Annotated in this window: 21 protein-coding genes; 7 read left to right on the top strand and 14 right to left on the bottom strand. The window is 70.0% G+C overall.

What is annotated here, in order from left to right:
- The 4 genes from AC3B5L_RS09800 to AC3B5L_RS09785 form a co-directional block, all read right to left on the bottom strand.
- The gene (locus tag AC3B5L_RS09800) at positions 1 to 1,311 is read right to left on the bottom strand and encodes an acyltransferase family protein (protein WP_268776218.1); all 1,311 of its coding nucleotides are present in this window, start codon (positions 1,309 to 1,311) and stop codon (positions 1 to 3) included.
- 96 nt (positions 1,312 to 1,407) lie between these two features.
- On the bottom strand, positions 1,408 to 2,079 hold the full coding sequence (locus AC3B5L_RS09795; RefSeq protein ID WP_062634324.1) for a response regulator: 672 nt from the start codon (positions 2,077 to 2,079) through the stop codon (positions 1,408 to 1,410).
- Entirely contained in the window at positions 2,076 to 3,344 is a 1,269-nt protein-coding gene (locus AC3B5L_RS09790) for a sensor histidine kinase (protein WP_268776219.1), read from the bottom strand. Before AC3B5L_RS09790 ends, AC3B5L_RS09795 begins: the two co-directional genes overlap by 4 nt.
- 5 nt (positions 3,345 to 3,349) lie before the next feature.
- Entirely contained in the window at positions 3,350 to 4,003 is a 654-nt protein-coding gene (locus AC3B5L_RS09785) for a DedA family protein (protein ID WP_232089031.1), read from the bottom strand.
- A 128-nt stretch (positions 4,004 to 4,131) separates the two neighbouring features.
- Between AC3B5L_RS09785 and AC3B5L_RS09780 the strand changes: the two genes are divergently transcribed.
- The 3 genes from AC3B5L_RS09780 (at position 4,132) to AC3B5L_RS09770 (ending at position 9,792) form a co-directional block, all read left to right on the top strand.
- Positions 4,132 to 5,730 (top strand): ABC-F family ATP-binding cassette domain-containing protein, encoded by a 1,599-nt coding sequence (locus AC3B5L_RS09780; RefSeq protein ID WP_210677646.1) that lies wholly within the window; start codon positions 4,132 to 4,134, stop codon positions 5,728 to 5,730.
- A gap of 22 nt (positions 5,731 to 5,752) precedes the next feature.
- Entirely contained in the window at positions 5,753 to 6,355 is a 603-nt protein-coding gene (locus AC3B5L_RS09775; protein WP_268776220.1) for a pyridoxine/pyridoxamine 5'-phosphate oxidase, read from the top strand.
- A gap of 284 nt (positions 6,356 to 6,639) precedes the next feature.
- Positions 6,640 to 9,792, top strand: coding sequence for an InlB B-repeat-containing protein (locus tag AC3B5L_RS09770; RefSeq protein ID WP_490095719.1), 3,153 nt, complete (start codon positions 6,640 to 6,642; stop codon positions 9,790 to 9,792).
- A gap of 14 nt (positions 9,793 to 9,806) precedes the next feature.
- Here AC3B5L_RS09770 and AC3B5L_RS09765 read toward each other — a convergent pair whose 3' ends face one another.
- From AC3B5L_RS09765 to AC3B5L_RS09750, 4 genes are read right to left on the bottom strand one after another with little or no spacing between them, the layout of a single operon-like run.
- Complete coding sequence (locus AC3B5L_RS09765) at positions 9,807 to 10,616, bottom strand: SURF1 family cytochrome oxidase biogenesis protein (RefSeq protein WP_490095718.1); 810 nt, start codon at positions 10,614 to 10,616, stop codon at positions 9,807 to 9,809.
- The gene (locus tag AC3B5L_RS09760) at positions 10,613 to 10,807 is read right to left on the bottom strand and encodes a hypothetical protein (protein ID WP_490095717.1); all 195 of its coding nucleotides are present in this window, start codon (positions 10,805 to 10,807) and stop codon (positions 10,613 to 10,615) included. Before AC3B5L_RS09760 ends, AC3B5L_RS09765 begins: the two co-directional genes overlap by 4 nt.
- Positions 10,804 to 11,151 (bottom strand): DUF3099 domain-containing protein, encoded by a 348-nt coding sequence (locus AC3B5L_RS09755; RefSeq protein WP_490095716.1) that lies wholly within the window; start codon positions 11,149 to 11,151, stop codon positions 10,804 to 10,806. The genes AC3B5L_RS09760 and AC3B5L_RS09755 overlap by 4 nt, the downstream gene beginning before the upstream one ends.
- A 52-nt stretch (positions 11,152 to 11,203) precedes the next feature.
- The gene (locus tag AC3B5L_RS09750) at positions 11,204 to 11,722 is read right to left on the bottom strand and encodes a DUF4190 domain-containing protein (protein ID WP_259952275.1); all 519 of its coding nucleotides are present in this window, start codon (positions 11,720 to 11,722) and stop codon (positions 11,204 to 11,206) included.
- 140 nt (positions 11,723 to 11,862) lie between these two features.
- On the opposite strand from AC3B5L_RS09750, the gene AC3B5L_RS09745 reads away from it, so the two are divergent.
- Positions 11,863 to 12,573 (top strand): beta-ketoacyl-ACP reductase, encoded by a 711-nt coding sequence (locus AC3B5L_RS09745; protein ID WP_187661617.1) that lies wholly within the window; start codon positions 11,863 to 11,865, stop codon positions 12,571 to 12,573.
- Between the two features lie 16 nt (positions 12,574 to 12,589).
- Here the strand turns inward: AC3B5L_RS09745 and AC3B5L_RS09740 are convergent, their stop codons facing one another.
- The 3 genes from AC3B5L_RS09740 to AC3B5L_RS09730 are packed head-to-tail and all read right to left on the bottom strand — an operon-like array spanning position 12,590 to position 15,250.
- Complete coding sequence (locus AC3B5L_RS09740; RefSeq protein ID WP_259952284.1) at positions 12,590 to 13,285, bottom strand: alpha/beta fold hydrolase; 696 nt, start codon at positions 13,283 to 13,285, stop codon at positions 12,590 to 12,592.
- A 38-nt stretch (positions 13,286 to 13,323) separates the two neighbouring features.
- A complete protein-coding gene (serB, locus tag AC3B5L_RS09735) occupies positions 13,324 to 13,959 on the bottom strand; it encodes a phosphoserine phosphatase SerB (RefSeq protein ID WP_187661615.1) in 636 nt (211 codons plus the stop codon).
- 49 nt (positions 13,960 to 14,008) lie between these two features.
- Positions 14,009 to 15,250: a glucose-1-phosphate adenylyltransferase gene (locus AC3B5L_RS09730; protein WP_062634342.1), complete on the bottom strand. Its 1,242-nt coding sequence runs from the start codon at positions 15,248 to 15,250 to the stop codon at positions 14,009 to 14,011.
- 69 nt (positions 15,251 to 15,319) lie between these two features.
- Between AC3B5L_RS09730 and glgA the strand changes: the two genes are divergently transcribed.
- The 3 genes from glgA to AC3B5L_RS09715 all read left to right on the top strand — a co-directional run bounded on the left by glgA (position 15,320) and on the right by AC3B5L_RS09715 (position 17,704).
- Positions 15,320 to 16,504, top strand: a complete 1,185-nt coding sequence (gene glgA / locus AC3B5L_RS09725) for a glycogen synthase (RefSeq protein ID WP_187661613.1) — start codon at positions 15,320 to 15,322, stop codon at positions 16,502 to 16,504.
- A 17-nt stretch (positions 16,505 to 16,521) separates the two neighbouring features.
- On the top strand, positions 16,522 to 17,307 hold the full coding sequence (locus AC3B5L_RS09720; RefSeq protein ID WP_187661612.1) for an ABC transporter ATP-binding protein: 786 nt from the start codon (positions 16,522 to 16,524) through the stop codon (positions 17,305 to 17,307).
- A gap of 142 nt (positions 17,308 to 17,449) precedes the next feature.
- The gene (locus tag AC3B5L_RS09715) at positions 17,450 to 17,704 is read left to right on the top strand and encodes a type B 50S ribosomal protein L31 (RefSeq protein ID WP_187661611.1); all 255 of its coding nucleotides are present in this window, start codon (positions 17,450 to 17,452) and stop codon (positions 17,702 to 17,704) included.
- 65 nt (positions 17,705 to 17,769) lie between these two features.
- Here AC3B5L_RS09715 and AC3B5L_RS09710 read toward each other — a convergent pair whose 3' ends face one another.
- Genes AC3B5L_RS09710 through AC3B5L_RS09700 form a run of 3 tightly spaced genes read right to left on the bottom strand, consistent with a single transcriptional unit; the run spans position 17,770 to position 21,364 of the window.
- The gene (locus AC3B5L_RS09710) at positions 17,770 to 18,054 is read right to left on the bottom strand and encodes a hypothetical protein (RefSeq protein ID WP_187661610.1); all 285 of its coding nucleotides are present in this window, start codon (positions 18,052 to 18,054) and stop codon (positions 17,770 to 17,772) included.
- Positions 18,055 to 18,107: 53 nt separating this feature from the next.
- The gene (locus tag AC3B5L_RS09705) at positions 18,108 to 19,364 is read right to left on the bottom strand and encodes an alpha/beta hydrolase (protein ID WP_259952285.1); all 1,257 of its coding nucleotides are present in this window, start codon (positions 19,362 to 19,364) and stop codon (positions 18,108 to 18,110) included.
- Complete coding sequence (locus AC3B5L_RS09700) at positions 19,361 to 21,364, bottom strand: DUF262 domain-containing protein (protein WP_490095715.1); 2,004 nt, start codon at positions 21,362 to 21,364, stop codon at positions 19,361 to 19,363. Before AC3B5L_RS09700 ends, AC3B5L_RS09705 begins: the two co-directional genes overlap by 4 nt.
- Positions 21,365 to 21,410 lie beyond the last annotated feature (46 nt).

Raw genomic sequence — 21,410 nt, 5'->3', positions numbered from 1 at the left:
TCACGCCACGACGGCGGGGGCGGGGACGGCGCTCCCGGAGCGGCCGGCGAGCCGCAGCGCAGCCACGAGCAGCAGCACGGCGAGCGCCGCAGTGGAGACCGTCGTACCGAGGACGAGGAGCAGCACCACCCCCGTGAGTCCCACGGCGGTCCCCAGCACCAGGCGGCGGCGCGAGTCCGTCGCCATCGGCGAGGGGTGGTTCTCGAAGCGATCGACGCGCACGGCGACCAGGGCGGTGAGGACGAGTGCCGTCACCAGCCACAGCGGGCGGGCTGCCCACCATTCCACGCTGTCGAGTGCGGGCAGGCTGAGCCCCCCGACGATCGCTGCCAGCGCTGTCGCTCCGGCCATCACCAACAGCACCGGCATGTGCCAGAGGTAGATGGTCATCGTGCGCCGGGTCACGAACGCGGTGAACGCGGCCACCGGGGTGTGCCGGCTGAAGCGTCCGATCCGGTCGCGGTACAGGGAGAACAGGGTCGTGTGGATGAGCCCGACCAGCAGGAGGGCGGCTGTCGGCGGGTTGATGTTGGCGATGAGGTCGGGGGAGTACACGCCCCCGAGGAAGAGTGCGACGAGGAGCCCGAGGGAGCCGGTGCCGATCGCCACGCGGACTCCGGGCCGCAGTGCATCCATGCGTCCGTCGGCGAGGAAGAACCCGAGCTGCTGCATCGTCAGCCAGACGAAGGCGAGGTTGAGGAAACCCAGGGCGTCGTTCCCGGTCGTGGCGCGCAGCACGTCGACCGCGACGGCCGCAGCGGCGAGGAGAGCGATGGTCCGCAGCGGCGCGCGGTCGTGCAGCGCGACGAAGGCGGGGAGGAGGGCCTGGCACAGCAGGAAGACCCCGAGGAACCACAGGGGCTGCCCGTACCGGAAACCCGCGACCGCGATGAGATCCGGGGAGACCCCGACGACGGTGAGCACGGCGAGAGCGATGCCGACCGCGGCGATGGTGAACAGGGCCGGACGCAGGAGCCGGTGCACCCGACCGGCCACGAAGGCGGTGGCGCTCCCGCCGCGGTCGCGGAGGCGGCGGTAGGCGAGGAGTCCGGAGAACCCTCCGATCACGAAGAAGAGCGGCATCACCTGCAGCAGCCAGCTCAGCGGCGCGATCCAGCCCGTGCCGTCGCTCGCGTTCTCGAACACCGGCCCGGACTCGGACACCGTGACCCCCACCATGACGGCGTGCAGCAGGACGACGCCGAGCACGCACAGTGCCCGGACGACGTCGATGCCGGTGTCGCGGTGGCCGGTGGGGGCGGATACGGCGGGGGCGGGGGTGCTGAGGCGTGGAGCCGCGGCGATGACCATGAGTCCTCCTGGGAACGGTGTCCTCGGAGGCTATGGACGCGGTGGTCGGCACGACATCACCCCGTGGTGCCGTCCTGACCCCTACGCAGGGGTGACTCAGGCGGAGGGTTCGACCAGACCGGTGTCGTAGGCGAGGATGACGGCGTGCACGCGGTCGCGGAGACCGAGTTTCGCGAGCACTTTGCCGACGTGGGTCTTCACGGTCTGCTCGGCGATGAACAGGTCGCCCGCGATCTCCGTGTTGGAGCGGCCCTTGCCGATGAGGACGAGCACCTCGCGCTCCCGGTCGGTGAGATCGGCGAGGGCGGTCGCTGACCTGCGTGATGCCGGCCGCCGTCCGGCGAACTGTTCGATCATCCGCCGCGTCACGCTCGGGGCGAGGAGCGCATCGCCCCCCGCCACCACGCGGACGGCATGCACGAGCTCCTCCGGGAGGGCGTCCTTGAGGAGGAAGCCGCTGGCGCCGGCGGCGAGGGCGTCGTAGACGTAGTCGTCGATGTCGAACGTGGTGAGCATGAGGATCCGCGGCACGTGCGCGGCCGGGTACGACGGGCCCAGGATGCGCCGGGTGGCCTCGATGCCGTCGAGCTCCGGCATGCGGACGTCCATGAGGATGACGTCGGGGTCGAGCCGCGCGGCGAGCGTGACGGCTTCTGCGCCGTCCGCGGCCTGACCCACCACGCGGATGCCCTCATGGGCGTCCAGCAGGGCGGCGAAGCCGGCGCGGACCATCGCCTGATCGTCGGCGATGAGCACGCTGATCGTCACGAGTTCTCCTTGTCTTCCGCCGGGGCGGTCGGGGCGGCCGCTGATGCCGCGGGGGACAGGGGCAGGGTGGCGTCGACCGTCCAGCCCCCGTCGTCGGACGGGCCGGCCGCGAGGCTCCCGCCCAGCAGCTCTGCGCGCTCGCGCATTCCCCGGAGGCCGTAGCCCCCGGTGGGGTTCTCGACCGGCTGCGGCGGCGCCGCGTTGCGCACCCGGATGTGCAGGCTGCCGGCATCGGCGTGAAGGCGGACGGTGACCCGTGCTCCGGGGGCATGGCGGACGGCGTTGCTCAGTGCCTCCTGCACGATGCGGAAGGCGGCGATCTGCACACCGGGTCCGGCGGCCGAGGCCGCCTCGATCCCCTCCAGCACGAGACCGACCTCCACGCCGGCGCGTCGGATGGTGTCGACGAGGGCCGGCACGTCGTCCAGTCCCTGCTGCGGTGCGAGCTCGGCATGCTGGTCCTCCGTGCGGAGCACCCCCAGCATGCGCCGCATCTCGGTGAGCGAGGAGCGAGCGGTGGCGGCGATGTCGTCGAACTCGGCCGCCGCGTCGGCATCGAGGTCCGCGATCCGGTAGCGTGCGGTCGACGCCTGCACCTGGATCACCGACATGCTGTGCGCCACGACGTCGTGCAGCTCCCTGGCGATACGGGTGCGCTCCTCCACGAGGGCGCGCCGCGACTCCTCCAGGGCGCTGTGCTCCTTCTCCCTGGTCAGCTCGGCCGCCACCCGCACGCGGCCGGCGACGAGGACGGCGATGAGGAACATCGCGGCGGCGACCGAGGTCGTCACGATCAGGTTGGCGGTGACGCTCCCGGAGCTCGCCGGTGTCGCGACCATGTCCGGCCGCAGCAGGGGCGCCGTCAGGGAGGTGAGTGCGCCGATCACGAGGGTGAGGGCGCCGAGTCGGGCTCCCTGCACGAAGGACATCACGCCCACGAAGAGGACGAACGCGAGCAGTGCCGGTACCGACCACGGCCACGGGGACTGGATCGCCCGCGCCGGCTCGACGAGGAGAGGGAGCAGGAAGGCGCCGGCGGCGAACACGACGATCGCGGTCCGCGGACGGGAGGGGACGAGCAGGGGAGGCCCGCACACGGCGGCACCGAGCAGGAAAGACAGCGGCAGCGGCGTGCCCGAGAGCACCGTCTGGAGCGGGACGAGGAGCGCGTACAGCACGACGACCGCCGTGGTCAGCGCCACGAGGGCGCCGGTGCGACGGCTGATCCGTGACGGGCGCGGGGTGCGCTCTCGGCGGCGTGCCATGCGTCTCATCCTGCCAGGTGCGGGACCGCCGTACGGCGGCGGCGGAGCGCGGCGATCCGGTCGATGACGATGCCGACGATCAGGGCGATGACGACGCCGATGGCGGCGCTGAGCACGGGCTGGTCGTGCAGCCAGGCACCGGCGAGCAACCCGATCGCGAGGCTGAACACGCTCCAGCTGACACCGGCGATGAGGCTCAGCGGGAGGAACCGCCGCCAGGGGAACCCGAGCGCTCCGGCGGACATGTTCACGGCCACGCGACCGATCGGGATGTATCGCGCGCCGAGGATCAGCGTCGCGCTGCGGCGGTCGAGAGCATGCTGCGCGTAGGCGAACGCGGCAGCGACGCGAGGGCGGCGCATCCACGCGAACCTCGTGGTGCCGAGCCGGCGACCGATGAGGAACGCGATGTTGTCGCCGATCGCGGCGCCCAGGGCGGCGACCGCCCCGAGCAGCAGGATGTTGCCGTCGCCGGTGGACGCGGCGACGGCCGCCGCGGCGACGAGGACCGTCTCGCTCGGGACCGGAGGGAAGAACCCGTCGATCACGGTCACCGCGAAGAGCACCGCGTACAGCCACGGGGAGGCGATCGCCTGCAGGATGAGGTCGTTGAGGATGTCCACTCCAGCACCGTAGGCAGCGGGTGCGGGGCGGGTCATCACTCCCCGGTATCGCCTCGGTCACCCTGCAGAGGGATCTTGTCGGCGATCAGCGCCGTCGCAGCGGCATATACTGGGAGGCTGGCCGCTCGGCCATCACCCTCCTCCCGAACGAACGGACGTCCGCTGTGCTTGCCGTGCACGACCTCGAGATCCGCGTTGGCGCGCGCCTGCTGATGGAGAACGTCTCGTTCCGTGTGTCCGACGGCGACAAGATCGGCCTCGTCGGACGCAACGGTGCGGGCAAGACGACACTCACCAAGGTGCTCGCCGGCGACGTGCTGCCCTCCGGTGGTACCGTCACCCGCTCCGGCGAACTCGGCTACCTGCCGCAGGACCCGCGTTCGGGCAACCCGGAGGATCTCGCCCGTACCCGCATCCTCGACGCCCGCGGCCTCGGCCAGCTCAACCTCGGCATGACCGAGGCCTCGCTCGCGATGGGCTCGGACGACCCCGCGGTCGCGGCGAAGGCGATGAAGCGCTACGGGGCGCTCACCGAGAAGTTCGAGGCGCAGGGCGGCTACGCGGCCGAGGCCGAGGCGGCGTCGATCGCGCACAACCTCTCGCTGCCGGACCGCATCCTCGACCAGCCGCTGTCGACCCTCTCCGGTGGACAGCGCCGTCGAATCGAGCTCGCGCGCATCCTCTTCTCCGACGCGCAGACGATGATCCTCGACGAGCCGACCAACCACCTCGACGCGGACAGCGTCGTGTGGCTGCGGGAGTTCCTCAAGAACTACAAGGGCGGGTTGATCGTCATCAGCCACGACGTCGAGCTCGTCGGCGAGACCGTCAACCGCGTCTTCTACCTCGACGCCAACCGCCAGGTCATCGACATCTACAACATGAACTGGAAGAACTACCTGCGCCAGCGCGCCGCGGATGAGGAGCGCCGCAAGAAGGAGCGGGCCAACGCGGAGAAGAAGGCGACCACTCTCCAGCAGCAGGCGGCGCGCTTCGGAGCCAAGGCGTCCAAGGCGGCGGCCGCGCACCAGATGCTCGCCCGCGCGGAGAAGCTCCTGTCGGGCCTGGAAGACGTGCGTCAGGAGGACCGCGTCGCGAAGCTGCGGTTCCCGAAGCCGGCGCCCTGTGGCAAGACCCCGCTCATGGCGTCCGGACTGTCGAAGTCGTACGGCTCGCTGGAGATCTTCACCGACGTCGACCTCGCGATCGACCGTGGCTCCAAGGTCGTCGTGCTCGGACTCAACGGTGCGGGAAAGACGACGTTGCTGCGCATGCTCGCGGGCGTCGACCAGCCGGACACCGGCCAGCTCGAGCCCGGCCACGGCCTCAAGGTCGGGTACTACGCGCAGGAGCACGAGAACCTCGACGTCAGCCGCTCGGTGCTGGAGAACATGGTGTCGGCGGCCCCGCACATCACCGAGACCGAGGCGCGCAAGGTCCTCGGCTCGTTCCTGTTCACCGGCGACGACGTCCTCAAGCCGGCCGGCGTGCTCTCCGGCGGTGAGAAGACGCGACTGTCGTTGGCGACCCTCGTCGTGTCGTCCGCGAACCTGTTGCTGCTCGACGAGCCCACGAACAACCTCGACCCGGCCTCGCGCGAGGAGATCCTCGGGGCTCTGGCCCACTACGAGGGTGCCGTGGTGCTCGTGTCGCACGACCCCGGCGCGGTGCAGTCGCTGAACCCGGAGCGGGTCCTCATCCTGCCCGACGGCGTCGAGGACATCTGGAGCCAGGAGTACCAGGACCTCATCGAGCTCGCGTAGCCGGTCGTGGCATAGTCGGAGCATGGCCGAGCAGTCGATCCTTCCTCCCTCGGAGCTCGCGGTATGGTTGCGCGCGCAGCCGGCCCTCACCGGCACGGCTCCGCCGCTGCGCCTCGCTGACCTCCCCGACGATCCGGTGCCGCTCTTCCGCGACTGGCTCCGCACGGCGGCCGCAGACGGCGTTCCGGAACCGCACGCCGCGACCCTCGCGACCGTCGACGCGGACGGCCTGCCGGACGCGCGCACGCTGATCCTCAAGGACGTGGACGCGCGTGGCTGGGCGTTCGCCGGAGCACGGTCTTCACGGAAGGCCACGCAGCTCGAGGCGCGTCCGGCCGCGGCCCTGAATCTGTGGTGGCAGCCGCAGCGACGCGCGGTGCGGGTGCGGGGAACCGTGGAGGAGGCGTCCCCGGCGGAGAGCGACGCCGACCTCGCTGCCCGCTCCGAGGACGCACGCGCCGGTCTCCATCCGGGGGACTGGGTGCTGTGGCGTGTCGTGCCCACGCGGGTCGAGTTCTGGCAGGGCTCCCCGGATCGAAACCACACCCGGATCGTCTACCGCCGCGTCGAGGGCCGATGGCAGCACACCGCCACCGGCGCCGATCCCAGCTCCAGCGATCGATAACGCTCCGCCCCATCACTCGGACGGCACGTTTTCGATCCCGCACCGTCGTCTCGCGCGGGATCGAAAACGCGCCTCCGGTTGCTTACGAACGCCCGTTTTCGATCCCGTAGCAGCGGGGGACACCCGTGCGGGATCGGAAAGGTGCCTGGAAGCGTGCGGGGAGGAGCGTTTTCGAGCTTCGCCGGGGGAGAGGGGGCGGGGTGAGGGCGGGGGTGAGAGGGGCTGGAACCGGGGGGAACGGAGTGGCACACTGTAGCGATCTGCTCGTCGGAGGGGGACGACACATGCGCATGGCACGACGACGGGCTCTCGCGGCCACGCTGGCAGTCCTCCTCGGAGTCGGGGGCGCCGTCGTCACCGCGGCTCCGGCTCTCGCGGCCGCCCCGGTCGGCGGGCCGACGACCCCGGGCATCTGGGGGTATCACACCGTCACGTTCGAGTCCCTCGGCAGCACCGTGGCTGAGGTCGCCGTCGTCTCCGGAGGGCTGGCGCCTCGGCAGCCGGCGCCCACCTCCGCGGAGGGACCGTTCGACGGCTGGGTCACGGGACCTCCCCGCGCCGAGGAGCCGTTCCGGTTCGAGAGCACCGTCATCACGACGGACCTCGTCGTCCGGGCGACGTTCGCCGACACGCGGATCGTGCAGTTCCTCGCCGGTCCCGCGGGAGAGGACGCCGACCGCATCATCGATGCCGACGAGGTGCGAGACGGCGAGCCGTTAGGGGAGATCGCACCGGATGTCGCCGAGGTCCCGGACGGGCAGGTGTTCACGGGGGAGTGGTACCGGGAGGACGACCCGACCCGGACGCCCTACGATTTCGCTGCTCCTGTCACGGAGAACTTCCGGCTGGTGCCGATCCTCGTCTCCGGCTTCGCGGTGTCGTTCGTGACCGACGGCACTGCCGTGTCCCCCGAGTTCGTCGTCGAGCCCGACACCGCCTTCACGGCTGCGGATCTCGCGGCCATCACGCCGCCGACGAGGACGGGCTACACCTTCACCCAGTGGTGGGCGGATGCGGCGCGCACGCAACCCGTCGATCTCCCGCTGACGGATACCGCGACGCTCTATGCCGGCTGGCAGGGGCAGGACGTCGAGTACCACGTCAGCTACTGGCTCGAGAAGCCGAACGTGGTCCCGGAGTCCTACCCGGCGCCGGTGTTCACGGCCGCGGGAGCGACGCCGCCCGCGTGGACCGACGCGGACGGGAGGCTCAGCGACGCGCAGTTGGCGGACCCGGCGAACTTCCTCTTCCTCGACGACATCGCGTCGACAGCGACCGCGGGTTCCACCGTCGGGGGCCCGACCGTGAAGGACGACCTCCCGACGCCCATCAAGGAGCTCGTGCGCGCGCAGCTCGACCCCGCCGTCGTGCAGTCGGATCCGCTGACATTCGCCGACCTGGCGGTGAGCCAACAGGATGTCACTGTGCAGGGAGACGGATCGACGGTGGTGAACGTCTACCTGACGCGGTCGCTGTGGCGGACGGACTTCCGACTCATCGCCCCGGGAAGCTCGGCGAACGTGCCCGCGGCGTGCGCCGCGGCAGGCACCTACGACATCACCATGGACGTCGGCGGCGCCACGTACTTCGCCTCGACGGTGTCCGGTGGCGCGCAGCTCCTCGGCACGCTCTCGGTCCGCGAGAAGATCGGTTTCGACATGCAGGCCGCGGGCGTGGCGCCGGTGCCGTTGTCGCAGACGGACGGCTCCGGCCTGATCACCGCCTACGACGCCGGGACCGAGAACCAGAGCTGCGTCCTCCGCGGCTGGGGGCCGCAGCAGTTCACCCCTCTGATCTTCACCGCGGTCTACACCGGTGCCGGGGCGGACACCGGTTCCGTCGATCTCGCGAACCGCACGACGACGATGACCGGGAAGATGGCTGCCGCGCGCACCCAGAACCTCACGCAACGATTCGAGTACGCGGAAGAGCTGGACCAGGGGCAGCCCGCTCCGGACGCCGTGCTCGGGCCGGACGGCGTACCGAACGATCCGTTGCGGGTGGAGACGCTGTACGCCAACAACAAGACCGCTGTCCGTGCCTCCGTGCCCTCCGGCCATCAGGTCTTCGGTCAGTACCGCAGCGCGTGGTACTGGGCCTCGAACGGCGATCGGCAGGTCGCCAGCGTCATCGACGGCTTCACGTCGTACGTGGGCTATGGCGCGGGGACGAACACGCAGGGCAACTACTTCCAGCTCGACCAGGCGTCGGGTCATCTGTATCAGCTCAACAACAGCGGGAACGTCAACGACCGGTACCGCTACCAGTTCTACAGCCGCAACACCTACACGCTCAGCTTCGTGACCGGAGGGGGCACAGCCATCCCCGCCGTCACAGGCATCCCCTTCGAGACCGCGCTCGAGCCCTCGGCACCCGCCGACCCGACCCGTGGTCGCGTTGTCTTCCTCGGCTGGTACACCGACTCCCAGTTCAACGTGCCGTTCACGTTCGACGGAGCGACGATGCCCGCCAGCAACCTCGTGCTCTACGCGCGGTGGCTGACGGATCCGCACACCGTCCGGTTCTACGACCACCCGTCCAGCCCGGAGCCCATCGACGATCTGACGCAGACGGTGGAGGACCAGGGGATGGCGACCACTCCGGATCCGTTGCCCCCGCAACCGGACGGCCAGACGTTCCTCGGCTGGTATCAGCGGACGACAGCAGGCTTCTTCGTACCGTATGACTTCGACACGCCGGTCGGCGCCGACCTCGATCTCTACGCCCGGTGGCAGCAGCCGGAGGCCGCTCCCTTCACCCTCCGCTATGACGGGGACGGCAACACCGGCGGCACCGTACCGACGGATCCTCTCGGCTACGACGCCGGATCGAGCGCGATCGTCGTGGACGGAGCGGGACTGACCCGGGACGACGAGGTCTTCGTCGGCTGGCGCATCGCGACGATCGCGGTGGCGCGCATCATCACGAGCCCCGTAGCGGCCGACGGACTCTTCCAGGCCGGACGCACGGTGCGCTTCGCCGGACGGGACATCACGCTCACCGCCGTGTACGCCGATCCGTCTCCCTCGTTCGCCGTGACCTTCCGCGAGAACGGCGGGGCCGACGGCACCGTCACCTGGGAAGGGCCTCCGGAGGCGTCGATCACCTATCCCGGAGCATTCGACCTGCTCTTCAGAGGGCCCGGGACCACGTTCCTCGGATGGTCGACGTCCGCGGACGCGACGGTCGCCGATCCGGCGTTCGACCGGCTCAGCATCTCGGCGCTCACCGGCGACCTCGTCCTCTACGCCGTCTGGGAGGACGCCCCCGCGCCGCCAGCGCCGACGCCGCCTCCGAACGGCTCCGGAACGGAGCCCGGTGGCGGTCATCTTCCCCGCACCGGAGGGGACCCATGGGGCACGTTGCTCCTCGGGGCCCTCCTGTTCGCCACGGGGATCGTGGCGATGACGGCCCGGCGCCGGAGGCATCGGGGCTGACAACGCAGGCGAGGTCAGCGGGCGTCGAGCAGCTCGTCCTCGACGTCCGCATCGCGGTCGCGGCGCTTCGGAGCCTTCACCGGTGCCGGTTTCCCCTCGACGTCTTCGCGGTGCTTCACGATCTCGGTCCGGATGATGTACCCGATGAAGATGAAGCCCATGATGGCGAACAGGATCCACTGGATCGCATAGGACAGGTGCGGCCCCGGGTCGTCGGTCGGGGACTCGAAACCGCCCAGCGCCGCATCCGCGGCGGGCTGCTCCTCGACCAGGCGCCCGTAGGCGCCGGTGATGACGTCGTCTCCGACGAGGTCCCCGATGGAGGGGAGGTGGATGGTGGGCACCTGGCCCTCCGGAGCCCCTCGCCCGGATGCGGGAAGCGGCTCGCCCGGGCGGAGCCGGACGGTCACCGTGACCTCACCAGAAGGCGGAGAGGGAACCGTGTCCGGGAGCTCGCCCTCGCCCGGGGGCACCCAGCCGCGGTCGACGATGAGCACACGGCCGTCCGCGTCCCGGAAGGGGACAAGAACCTCGAACGCACTCGTGCCTCCGTGCGGACGGTTGCGGACCAGGAGCTGCTCGTCGGCGAGGTACTCGCCGTGCAAAGTGACCGGCCGCCATTCGTCTGCGGGGTCGAGGTCGTCCTCGGCGACGACGTCCGCGAGCGGGACGGCGGGCGCATCGTAGTTCTGCTCCACGAGCGCGATCTGCTCGGCCCGGGACTCGTTCCGCTCGAACTGCCAGTTCGACAGGAAGACGCACGCGATCGCGAAGCCGATGGCGATGAGGACGTACACACCCCAGCGGGTCAGGCGGTTGCTCATGAGGGCACCCCGTCTCGCACCGTCACCGGGAAGTCCCGCGCGGCCAGGTAGTCATAGAGGAAGTCGACGTGCTCATCGCACGCCAGCCAGATCTTCTCGCGGTCGGCGGTGTGGATGCGCGGATTGCGCCAGACGACCTGCCTCGTGGCCGCGATCCGGCATCCGGCGCGCGAGCAGATGAGTTCGCTCATCGTTCCGTGCGGCCTTCGCGGATGGTGATGACGTCTGGGGCGATCTCCGGAGCGGGCGTCGGCGCCGCCGACGGTGCGTCGATCTCGCGCATCGGCGACTCGGCTGCCGTCTCCGTGCTGTCGCTGCCGGCGTTCGCGAAGACCACGGCGATGTAAGGGAGGACCGCAGCGGCCAGCGCGAACACCCATGTCCACCAGCCGAACGGCTGCACGAAGAACATCAGCCCGAAGCACACGATGCGGATCGTCATCGTCAGGGCGTATCGACGCACACGGTGGTCACCCTCATCCCGCGGGGACTGCGGCAGTGAGGTGACGGCCGGTACTCGACGTGCGTTCTTCACGATGGTTCCAGCCTACGCCGCCGCAGCGACATCGGCATGCCCGCGAGAAGCGTCAGTTCGCGAAGACGAAGGGCAGGGTGAAGGCGCCGAACACCACGAGGCTGATGAGCGTCGAGACGATCGTGAAGACGAGCACGCCGATCATCAGGTAGCCGAGGATGAGTCCGGCGATCGCCATGCCGCGTCCGCCGAGACCGGGAGTGCGCCGGATCTGCCCGAGTGCCATGTGCCCGGTGATCGCGGCCGCGATCGAGGCGAGCATCGGCACGATCGCCCAGAACAGCACGACACCGGCGATGCCGCAGACGAGCGAGGTGATCGCGAGCCCGCTGGACGGCCGTGCGGGCGGCGCCCCGTACGGCTGCGGGGCCGAGTACTGCTGCGGGGCGGGGTACTGCTGCGGGGCCGAGTACTGCTGCGGGGCCGAGTACTGCTGAGGTGGCGAGTACTGCTGCGGTGCGACGTTGGTCGGCGGTGCGGGCGGCATTCCCGGATACGCAGGGGACGAGCCGGGCGCCGGCGGGATCGCCGGGGGCTCGACAGACGGACCGGGGATACGGGGATCGCTCACGCTGCTGCCTTTCGTCGCCCTCAGCGTCCCAGGAGGGTCTTCGTCTGTCAAACGGCCGTCGTGAACCCGGACCGGCAACGTCGCTAGGATCGATCACGGCCCGGAACCCCGGCCCTCGATCCCAGACCCAGGAGTGTCCCATGAGCGCGGAGCGCGTCGTCCTCGTCACCGGAGGCAATCGCGGCATCGGCCGTGCCATCGCCGAGCGCTTCGTGCGTGAGGGATACCGGGTGGCGGTCACCGCCCGGAGCGGCGAAGGTCCGGAGGGCACCCTCACGGTGCGCGCGGATGTCACGGACGCCGCCGCACTCGACGCGGCTTTCACCGAGGTGGAGCAGCAGCTCGGCCCGGTGGAGATCGTCGTCGCCAACGCCGGCATCACCAAGGACACCCTGCTCATGCGCATGAGCGAGGACGACTTCGACAGCGTCATCGCGACCAACCTCGGCGGCACGTTCCGGGTCGTCAAGCGTGCCTCGAAGGGCATGCTGCGCGCGCGGTTCGGACGGGTGATCCTCATTTCCAGCGTCGTGGGCCTCTACGGCTCCGCGGGGCAGACGAACTATGCCGCTTCGAAGAGCGCGCTCGTCGGCTTCGCCCGCTCCCTCACGCGCGAGCTCGGCGGACGCGGAATCACGGCCAACGTCGTGGCGCCCGGGTTCATCGAGACCGACATGACCGCAGAGCTCCCCGAGGAGACGCAGAAGCAGTACAAGGCGAACATCCCTGCCGGCCGGTTCGCGACGCCGGACGAGGTCGCGGGCGTCGTGACCTGGCTGGCGAGCGACGACGCCGGCTACATCTCCGGCGCTGTCATCCCGGTCGACGGCGGTCTCGGCATGGGGCACTGACCCCGGGCCCTCGCGGTCAGCGGTCGATCGCACGCACGAGGAGCTCGCCGAGACGTTCCGGCGCGGAGAACTGCGGCCAGTGTCCGGACCCGATCCGGACGACCTCGGCATCGTCGATCGCCCGGTACTCCGTCGCGTACGGGCCCCACTGGCTGATCACCTCGTCGAACGACGTCTGGTCCAGTCCTCCCATCAGCAGGGAGACCGGGATCCCATGCCGAGCGGGGTTGCGCAGCGCGAGTTCGCCGGTCGGGACCCGAGCGGGGATGCTGTGTGTGAGGAGGCTCGTCCGCGCCCTGGTCTCGTCGTCCAGGTCATGCACGTCCTCGTCGGGGAAGAAGCCCCAGCCGGGGAAGGCGACGACGCCGTCCTGCACCGGGAACTCGCTGATGCCGGAGCCCGGGGGCGGCGGGACGGTGTCGACGAAGACGACCCGTGCCACGCGGTCCGGGCGTGCGTCGGCGACGCCCCAGGCGACATTGCCTCCGCCACTGTGTCCGACGACCACGACGTCGCCCTCCGTGGCGTCCACGGCGGCGACCGCGAACGCCACCCAGTCATCGATCCCGATGCCTGCTGCCGCCTCCGCGGTGGCGTCGAGTCCGGGCAAGGTCAGTGGGTGCGCGCGGTGTCCCGCCTTCTCGAGAGCGGGCACGACGTCGTCCCAGCTCGATGCGTCGAGCCAGAGACCGGGGATGAGGATGATGTCCATGACCCGACGGTAGACCCGGCCACGGACATCGTCGAGGGTCAGGGGAGCAGAGGGATGACCGTTCCGAGGTCGACAGGGCCGATGACCAGGCTCGCCGATTCCCGGACGGCGGGCTTGGCGTTGAACGCGAGCCCCAGGCCGGCGACCGCCATCATCGGGAGGTCGTTGGCGCCATCGCCGATCGCGATGGTCGCGTGCCGTGCCACGCCGAGCTCCTCCGCCCAGGTGCGCAGCCAGAAGGCCTTGGCCGCCCCGTCGACGATGTCGCCGTCCACCTCGCCCGTCAGTGCACCGTCGGCCACGGACAGACGGTTGGCACGCCAGCGGTCGACACCGAGCCCCGGCGCGACGTCGTCGAGGATCTCGTGGAACCCGCCCGAGACCACGCCGACCACCCCGCCTCGGGCGTGGACGGCGGCGGTGAGCTCGCGGACACCGGGGGTGGGCTCGACGCGGGCGCGGACCCGGGCGAACGCCTCGACGGGTACGCCCGCGAGAGCCGCCACTCGGGAGCGGAGACTGGTCGCGAAGTCGATCTCACCGCGCATCGCGGCTTCGGTGGCCGCCTGCACCTCGGCGCGGCGACCCGCTTCCTCCGCGAGGAGCTCGATCACCTCGTTCCGGATGAGCGTGGAATCGGCATCGAGGACGACGAGGAATCGCGCGGTGGTCACGCCATCGAGCCTAGCGACCCGAGTCCGGGGCTCGGCACCGCTCGACGCCTCAGCGCTCGATGAACACGCCCTTGCCGACGACCGTGATCCCCGATTCCGTGACCGTGAACCCGCGGGCGAGGTCCCGTTCGCGGTCGACCCCGACCGTCGCCCCGTCGGCGAGGACGACGTTCTTGTCGAGGATCGCCCGATGCACGCGTGCGCCCTGGCCGACGTGGACGTGATCGAACACCACGGAGTCCGTGATGGTCGACCCGCCGCCGGCGAGCGTCCACGGGCCCACGACGCTGCGCTCGAGGTGCGTGCCGGAGAGCACCGACCCCAGCGACACGATCGAGTCGATCGCGTTCCCGATCCGTCCCACGGAGTCGCGGACGAACTTCGCCGGCGGGGAGTTGACCGCCTGCGAGTGGATCGGCCACTCCATGTTGTAGAGGTTGAAGATCGGGAGGGTCGAGATCAGGTCCCGGTGCGCGTCGAAGAACGAGTCGATCGTTCCCACGTCGCGCCAGTAGGAGCGGTCGCGTGGCGACGAGCCAGGGACCTCGTTCTGCTTCATGTCGTAGTAGCCGGCCTCGCCGCGGTCGACGAAGTACGGGACGATGTCGCCACCCATGTCGTGGCTCGACGTCGGCAGCTCTCCATCCGCCTCGACCGCCGCGATGAGGGCGTCCGTGTCGAAGATGTAGTTGCCCATGGAGGCCAGGACTTCGTGCGGGGAGTCCGCAAGACCCGTGGCGTCGGTCGGCTTCTCCAGGAACTGCCGGATGCGCCCGGACTCCGGGTCGGCGTCGATGACCCCGAACTGCGACGCCAGGGCGAGGGGCTGGCGGATGCCCGCCACCGTCGCCTTCGCGCCGGACTCGATGTGCGCCTCGAGCATCTGACGGAAGTCCATCCGATAGACGTGGTCGGCGCCGATGACGACGACGATGTCCGGCTTCTCGTCGTTGATGAGGTTCATGCTCTGCAGGATCGCGTCGGCGGAGCCGGAGAACCACCGCTTGCCGAGGCGCTGCTGGGCGGGGACGGACGCGACGTAGGAGTCGAGGAGGGCCGACATCCGCCACGTCTGCGAGATGTGCCGGTCGAGACTGTGCGACTTGTACTGGGTCAGCACGACGATCTGTCTCAGCCCGGAGTTGATGAGGTTCGAGATGGCGAAGTCGATCAGGCGGTACTGCCCGCCGAACGGGACGGCAGGTTTCGCGCGGTCGGCCGTCAGCGGCATGAGTCGCTTGCCCTCGCCGCCGGCGAGGATGATCCCGAAGACCTTCTTTGGAGCGGACATGGCTCCACCATAGATGCGGTTCGGCGCGGGGAACTAGCATCTGGACAACCCGCTCGATAGCGTCTAGGCATGCGAGTCGAGATGATCACCAAGGAGTATCCGCCGGAGATCTACGGAGGCGCGGGTGTACACGTCGCCGAGCTCGTCTCCGCGCTGCGTCGTGACATCGACGTGACGGTGCGCGCGTTCGGTGCGCCGCGCGATGAGGACGGCACCTTCGCCTACCGTGCCCCGGAGAGCCTCGCCGCCGCCAACCCGGCTCTGCAGACCCTCGGCACGGACCTGGAGATCGTGTCGGCCATCGCGGGCGCCGACGTCGTGCACAGCCACACCTGGTACGCGAACTTCGCCGGCCATCTCGCCTCCCAGCTCCACGGCATCCCGCACGTGCTCACGGCGCACAGCCTCGAACCGCTCCGGCCGTGGAAGGCCGAACAGCTCGGGGGCGGCTACGCCGTCTCGAGCGGGATCGAGAAGCTCGCCTACGAGAACGCCGCCGCGGTGATCGCGGTGAGCGCCGGCATGCGCGCCGACATCCTGCGCAGCTACCCGCAGGTCGACCCCGCACGGGTCCGCGTGATCCACAACGGCATCGACGTGGAGCGGTGGCGTCCTGTGCACGACCCCGCCTTCCTCTCCTCGATCGGCATGGACCCTGACCGTCCCTCGGTGGTCTTCGTCGGCCGCATCACGCGGCAGAAGGGGCTGCCGTACCTCCTGCAGGCAGCGCGGTTGCTGCCTCCGGAGGTCCAGCTGATCCTGTGCGCCGGAGCGCCGGACACCCCGGAGATCATGGCGGAGGTGCAGGAGGGGGTGCGGCTGCTGCAGCAGACCCGCGAGGGTGTGGTGTGGATCGAGCGGATGCTGCCGCGCGATGAGCTGTCGGCGATCCTGGCCGCGGCGACCACGTTCGTCTGCCCGTCCGTCTACGAGCCCCTCGGGATCGTGAACCTCGAGGCGATGGCCTGCGGAGCGGCCGTCGTGGGGACCGCGACCGGCGGAATCCCGGAGGTCGTCGACGACGGCGTGACGGGCCGGCTGGTCCCGATCGAGCAGGTACAGGACGGCACGGGCACACCCACCGATCCCGACCGCTTCGTCGCCGATCTCGCGGCGGTCCTGACCGAGGTCACCTCGGATCCGGCGCGGGCTCAGGAGTACGGGGAGGCCGGTCGGGAGCGTGCCCGCGCGCAGTTCAGCTGGGGTGCGATCGCCGACGAGACCCGCGCGCTCTACGCAGAGCTGTCCGCCTGAGCCGATAGGCTTTCGGTATGCCGATCGCTCTGGAGTTCACCGACGTCGTCGTGCGCCGAGAGGGGCGCAACATCATCGATCACGTGACCTGGCAGGTCTCGGACGATCAGCGATGGGTGATCCTCGGGCCGAACGGGGCGGGCAAGACGACCCTGCTGCAGCTCGCCGACACCTTGATGCATCCCACCTCTGGCACCGTCACCGTCCTCGGCGAGACGCTCGGACGCGCGGACGTCTTCGAGATCCGACCCCGGATCGGGTTCGCCTCGACGGCCATGGCCAAGCGCATCCCGCGCGACGAGACGGTTCTCAACACGGTCCTCACGGCGGCGTACTCCGTGCTCGGCCGCTGGAACGAGAGCTACGAGGACATCGATGAGCGGCGCGCACTGCGGGTGCTGGGGGACTGGCGTCTCGCGCACCTCGCCGACCGCACGTTCGGCACGCTGAGCGACGGCGAGCAGAAGCGCGTGCAGATCGCCCGCGCGGTCATGACCGACCCCGAGCTGCTGCTGCTCGACGAGCCGACGGCCTCGCTCGATCTCGGGTCGCGTGAGGAGCTGCTGGCGCTGCTGGGCGGCTACGCCTCCGCTCCGACGACGCCCGCGATGCTCATGGTGACCCATCACGTCGAGGAGATCCCGGTCGGGTTCACGCACGTGCTGCTGATCCGCGACGGGGCCGTGGTGGCGGCGGGCCCGATCGCCGAGACGCTCACCGCCGATGCCCTCGGCGAGACCTTCGGCATGCCGATCGCGCTCAGCAGCGAGGACGGGCGCTACTCCGCCCGCGCCGCCTCCTGAGCTCGGTTCCGATGGGTTACTGAGCTCGGCCCCGATGGGTTACTGAGCTCGTCGAAGTACTGGTAGAATCGATCCTTGGTGCGTTCGTACCACAGACTTCCCTCGTCCCTGGCACAATCCAGGGCAGCAACAAAGGAATCCCATGAAGACTGACATTCACCCCGAGTACAAGGCTGTCGTGTTCCGCGACCTGGGTTCGGGCGAGACCTTCCTCACCCGCTCCACCGTCACGAGCGACAAGACGATCGAGCTGGACGGCGTGGAGTACCCGGTGATCGACGTCGAGATCTCCTCGGCCTCGCACCCTTTCTACACGGGCAAGCAGCGCATCATGGACTCGGCCGGTCGCGTCGAGAAGTTCAACCAGCGCTTCAAGGGCTTCGGCGGCTCCAAGTAAGGACCGCTTCACGAAGGCCCCGCGCTCCTCGGAGCACGGGGCCTTCGTCATGCCCGGTGGGGTGCTCACACGTCGATGACGATGCGTCCGTGCTGGATGCGGCCCGGCGGGTCGCCGGGGCTCGGCGCCGGGGCGGTGCGCCGGGTCTGCCGGTCGCGCTCCTGTCCCGCCTCGTGCGCCGTGGGGGACCACACGGCATCGAAGACGCCGACGAGCCCTCCGGATCCGGCCTGCTCGTACTTCTCCTCCACCGGGCGACGGGAGAGGGAGTGCCGGATGCCGACGAAGAAGAGCACCGGCCCCGCACCGAGTACGAGGGCGATCGTGGTCCATCCGAGCAGATGCTCCATGCGCCCAGGATAGATCGCCGACCATGTCGACGGTATCCGTCGCGCGGCGGATGTCAGCGGACGCGGCGTCCGTGGGCCAGGTCGATCAGGCGCGCCAGCACAGGACCGCTCCGCAGGCCGTTGTGCTCGTGCTCACTCGTCACCCACGGCGTCACACCGGGGAGCAGGCGGGCGGTCTCCAGCGAGAACTCCAGCGGCACGTACAGGTCGTTCACGTACACCGCGGCCGCTCCCGTGGCTCCGGAGTCGGCGAGAGCGACGGTGTCGTAGATCCGCGGCCAGGGGTGCTCCGCCAGGATCGACGTGACCTCGCGCCACGGCTGCAGCCCGGGGACGGTGTCCGCCCACTCGCGACGGATGTGCTCGCCCGTGAACAGCGTGGGGTCGTCGCGGAAGTCGTCAGGCTCGACGCGCTCCGCCGACCACCGCGTCGTGTGTCCGCTCGCGTAGCTCGACTCGTGGAACGCGTAGTACAGCGGATTGCGTGCGCCGAAGGGCATGGCGTGCTGGAGGTCGTAGCGGAAGGCGTTGGAAGAGGGATCGCGCTCGAGGAGGGACCAGAGCGTCTGCCAACCGTCGTCGGTGCCGAGAGCGGAGCCCACCGAGCGGAGGCGGGAACGCGATACGACCTCGCCGTCGGGGAGGACGAGTTCACCGGCGTCCGCGAGATCGATCAGGCGTCGCATGACGTCGCGGTGCTCCGGGAAGCGCCGGTAGTACCGCTCGGACGCCGTGCGCATCTTGTCGTAGCAGAGGGCGTAGACCTCGTCCGGGTCGCGCTCGACCGTGCTGAGGCCTCCGGTGATGAAGACGTCGTCGAGCGAATCCGCGTGGGTCGACAGGTAGGCCAGCGTCGTGAACCCGCCGAAGGACTGCCCGAGGACGCTCCACGTCGGCACCCCCAGGTGCTCCCGCAGCGCCTCGCAGTCGCGCACGATGGCATCGGCGCGCAGGTGGGTCAGATGCTCGGCGACGGCTTCGGCGCCCCGCACGAGGTCGCCGTCGCCGACCGGGGAGGAGAGGCCGGTGCCGCGCTGGTCCAGGAGGACGAGTCGGTAGTGCGCGAGGGCCTGGTCCAGCCACGCGGGCGCTGTGGAGGAGTGGAAGGGACGCGGGGCTTCGTAGCCGGGCCCGCCCTGCAGGAACACCAGATAGGGGAGCGTCTCGCCCCCGTCGCGTGTCACCACGCGGGCGAACACGTCGATCGTACGGGTGTCTGCCGGGTCGCCCCAGACGAGGGGAACCGTGAGCGTGTGCTCCTCGACGGCGAGGTCGAGCAGGCGGCGGCGGATGACAGTGGTCATGGTCACATCACATTCCCGATGTAGGAGTACTTCACGAAGACCTCGGCGGCGATGCCGGACTCATCGAGGACCCCCTGGACGGCCGTCATCATGTAGTTCGAGTCCCAGCCCATGTAGAGGTAGTGCGTGTCGTCGAGGTCATCCCAGTGCCCCTTCCACGCCTTGTCGCGGTAGATCGGGCCGCCGTGGGTCGCGCAGTAGGCGAGAGCGGCCTCGGTGGTGTCCGTCCAGGCGCGGCGGAACACGCGGTTGAACAGATGCTTGACGTCGTAGACCTCCCATCGCTCGCCGCGGTACTCGACGTAGTCGAACTCGCGCTCCCACCCCGCCGGCCAGCCGCGGCGTCGGACCGCGTCGAGGATCGGGGTGAGTCCGTCGTCGTCGATCTCGGGCAGCGCGGGTCGTGCCCACACGCGGACGAGGTCGGCTGTCAGGCCCACCGTGCGTGCGGTGATGGCCGCCGTGCCCCAGGACTCCTGCGCGGCCAGAGCGCGAGTGGCCGGCACCGCGCTGCGTGCATAGGCCTCATCGCGCTTGACCGGGAACGAGGCGCCGAACACCCGCTCCGTGAGCCCCTGCTCCAGCAGTGTGAGGTTGCCGAGGGTCGGCGCGAGGGCGCGGTGGCTGTTCTGCTCGTCTTCCGAATACTCGCTCCACGGGCGCACGCCGTCGCCGGACCAGGCGTCGCCGGGCACGGCGGGCACGATGTGCTCGACGTCGTAGCCGTCCACGTCATCGACGCCTTCGAGCCGGCCGAGCACGTAGGCCGGATACGGCAGCTCGCTGTACTTGAGCACCGCACTGACCCGTTCGTCCGACGGGGTGATGCGCGCGATGGCGCGGGCGAGGGCGTCGTGTCCGTCGCGACGCGCACGACAGAGACGGGCGATGAGCCGCTCGGCGGGGAGGTTCACCAGCGCACGGCGCAGGAACATCGCCTGCAGCCACTCGAGCGTCTCGAGGAGCTGGGCCCGGTCGATGAGCCCGCGCGCGTGATCGCTGTACGCGCTCATGACGAGCGGGTACGAGGAGCGTCCGAACGTGTTCACGTGCCGCAGCTGACGCGCGATCTCGGGGTCCGGTTCCTTCGTCGGATCGAGGAGGAGGCCGTAGATCTCCGCGTAGTGCCGCCAGGTCTCGGCGTCGGCCTGGAGGTGCGCGACGTCGACGCGCGGGAACGACTGGCGGAAGGCGCTGTAGACCCCGTGCTCCCCGTTCGCCGCCACCTCTCGCCCCGTCACGAGCACGAGGTAGTGGCGCCAGAACGCTCCGATCGCCTCGCCCGTGTGCTGCTCGATCGGTAGCCAGAACCGCGCCTCCACGTCCATCTGCTCGGCGTGGTTCAGGCCCATGAGGATGTAGTTGTGGATCAGCTCATGGTCCCGCAGCGGTTCGCCGGTGGAGTTCAGGCTCTCGAAGATCTGCTGCGCGTTGGCCTGCGCACCGAGCGTGATCGAGACGTGCTCCAGTCGCTGCAGCCCCTGCCAGATGAGCGGCACCTCGTCGGCATGGATCTGGCTGCGGAAGAAGGCGTAGTTGTCGTCGAAGCGCGACTCGCGATCGAGGTCGTCACGGCGGTCGAGCACGACCGACTCGTAGAGATCGGCCCAGGCGTCGTGCGGCCGAAGCTTCGTGCGCTCCGGGTCGTCGGTGCGCACGAGCACGCGGGCGAGGTCGGCGGCGAGCTCCGGGTCCCGGTCGCGCACCGAGTGATGCAGCGCGGCGACGAGGAGCATGAGCGTGGTGAGGCGCTGCTGCCCGTCGATGAGGATGAGGTCGGCGTCCGCGCCGGAGCCGTCCTCGGCGGAGAGGATCGAGCCGATGAAGTGGCGATGCGCGTCGTCCTCCGCGGCCACCGCCCTGACGTCGGAGAGGAGCCGCTCGCAGCCGCCGATGTCCCAGCGGTACTGCCGCTGGTAGACGGGGACGACGATGGTCGTGCGTCCCGCCGCGAGCCATTCGATCGTGTTGACTGCCGTCGCCTCGACGTTGGTCGCGGTGCTCATGCTGGTGTCTCGTCCTCCCGTAGCGACAGGCGCCACGGACGCGCCG

The organism is Microbacterium sp. C-MGS6, assembly GCF_058140415.1.
The sequence above is the reverse complement of the archived record's forward strand: the minus strand, read 5'-3'. Positions and strand labels throughout refer to the sequence as shown.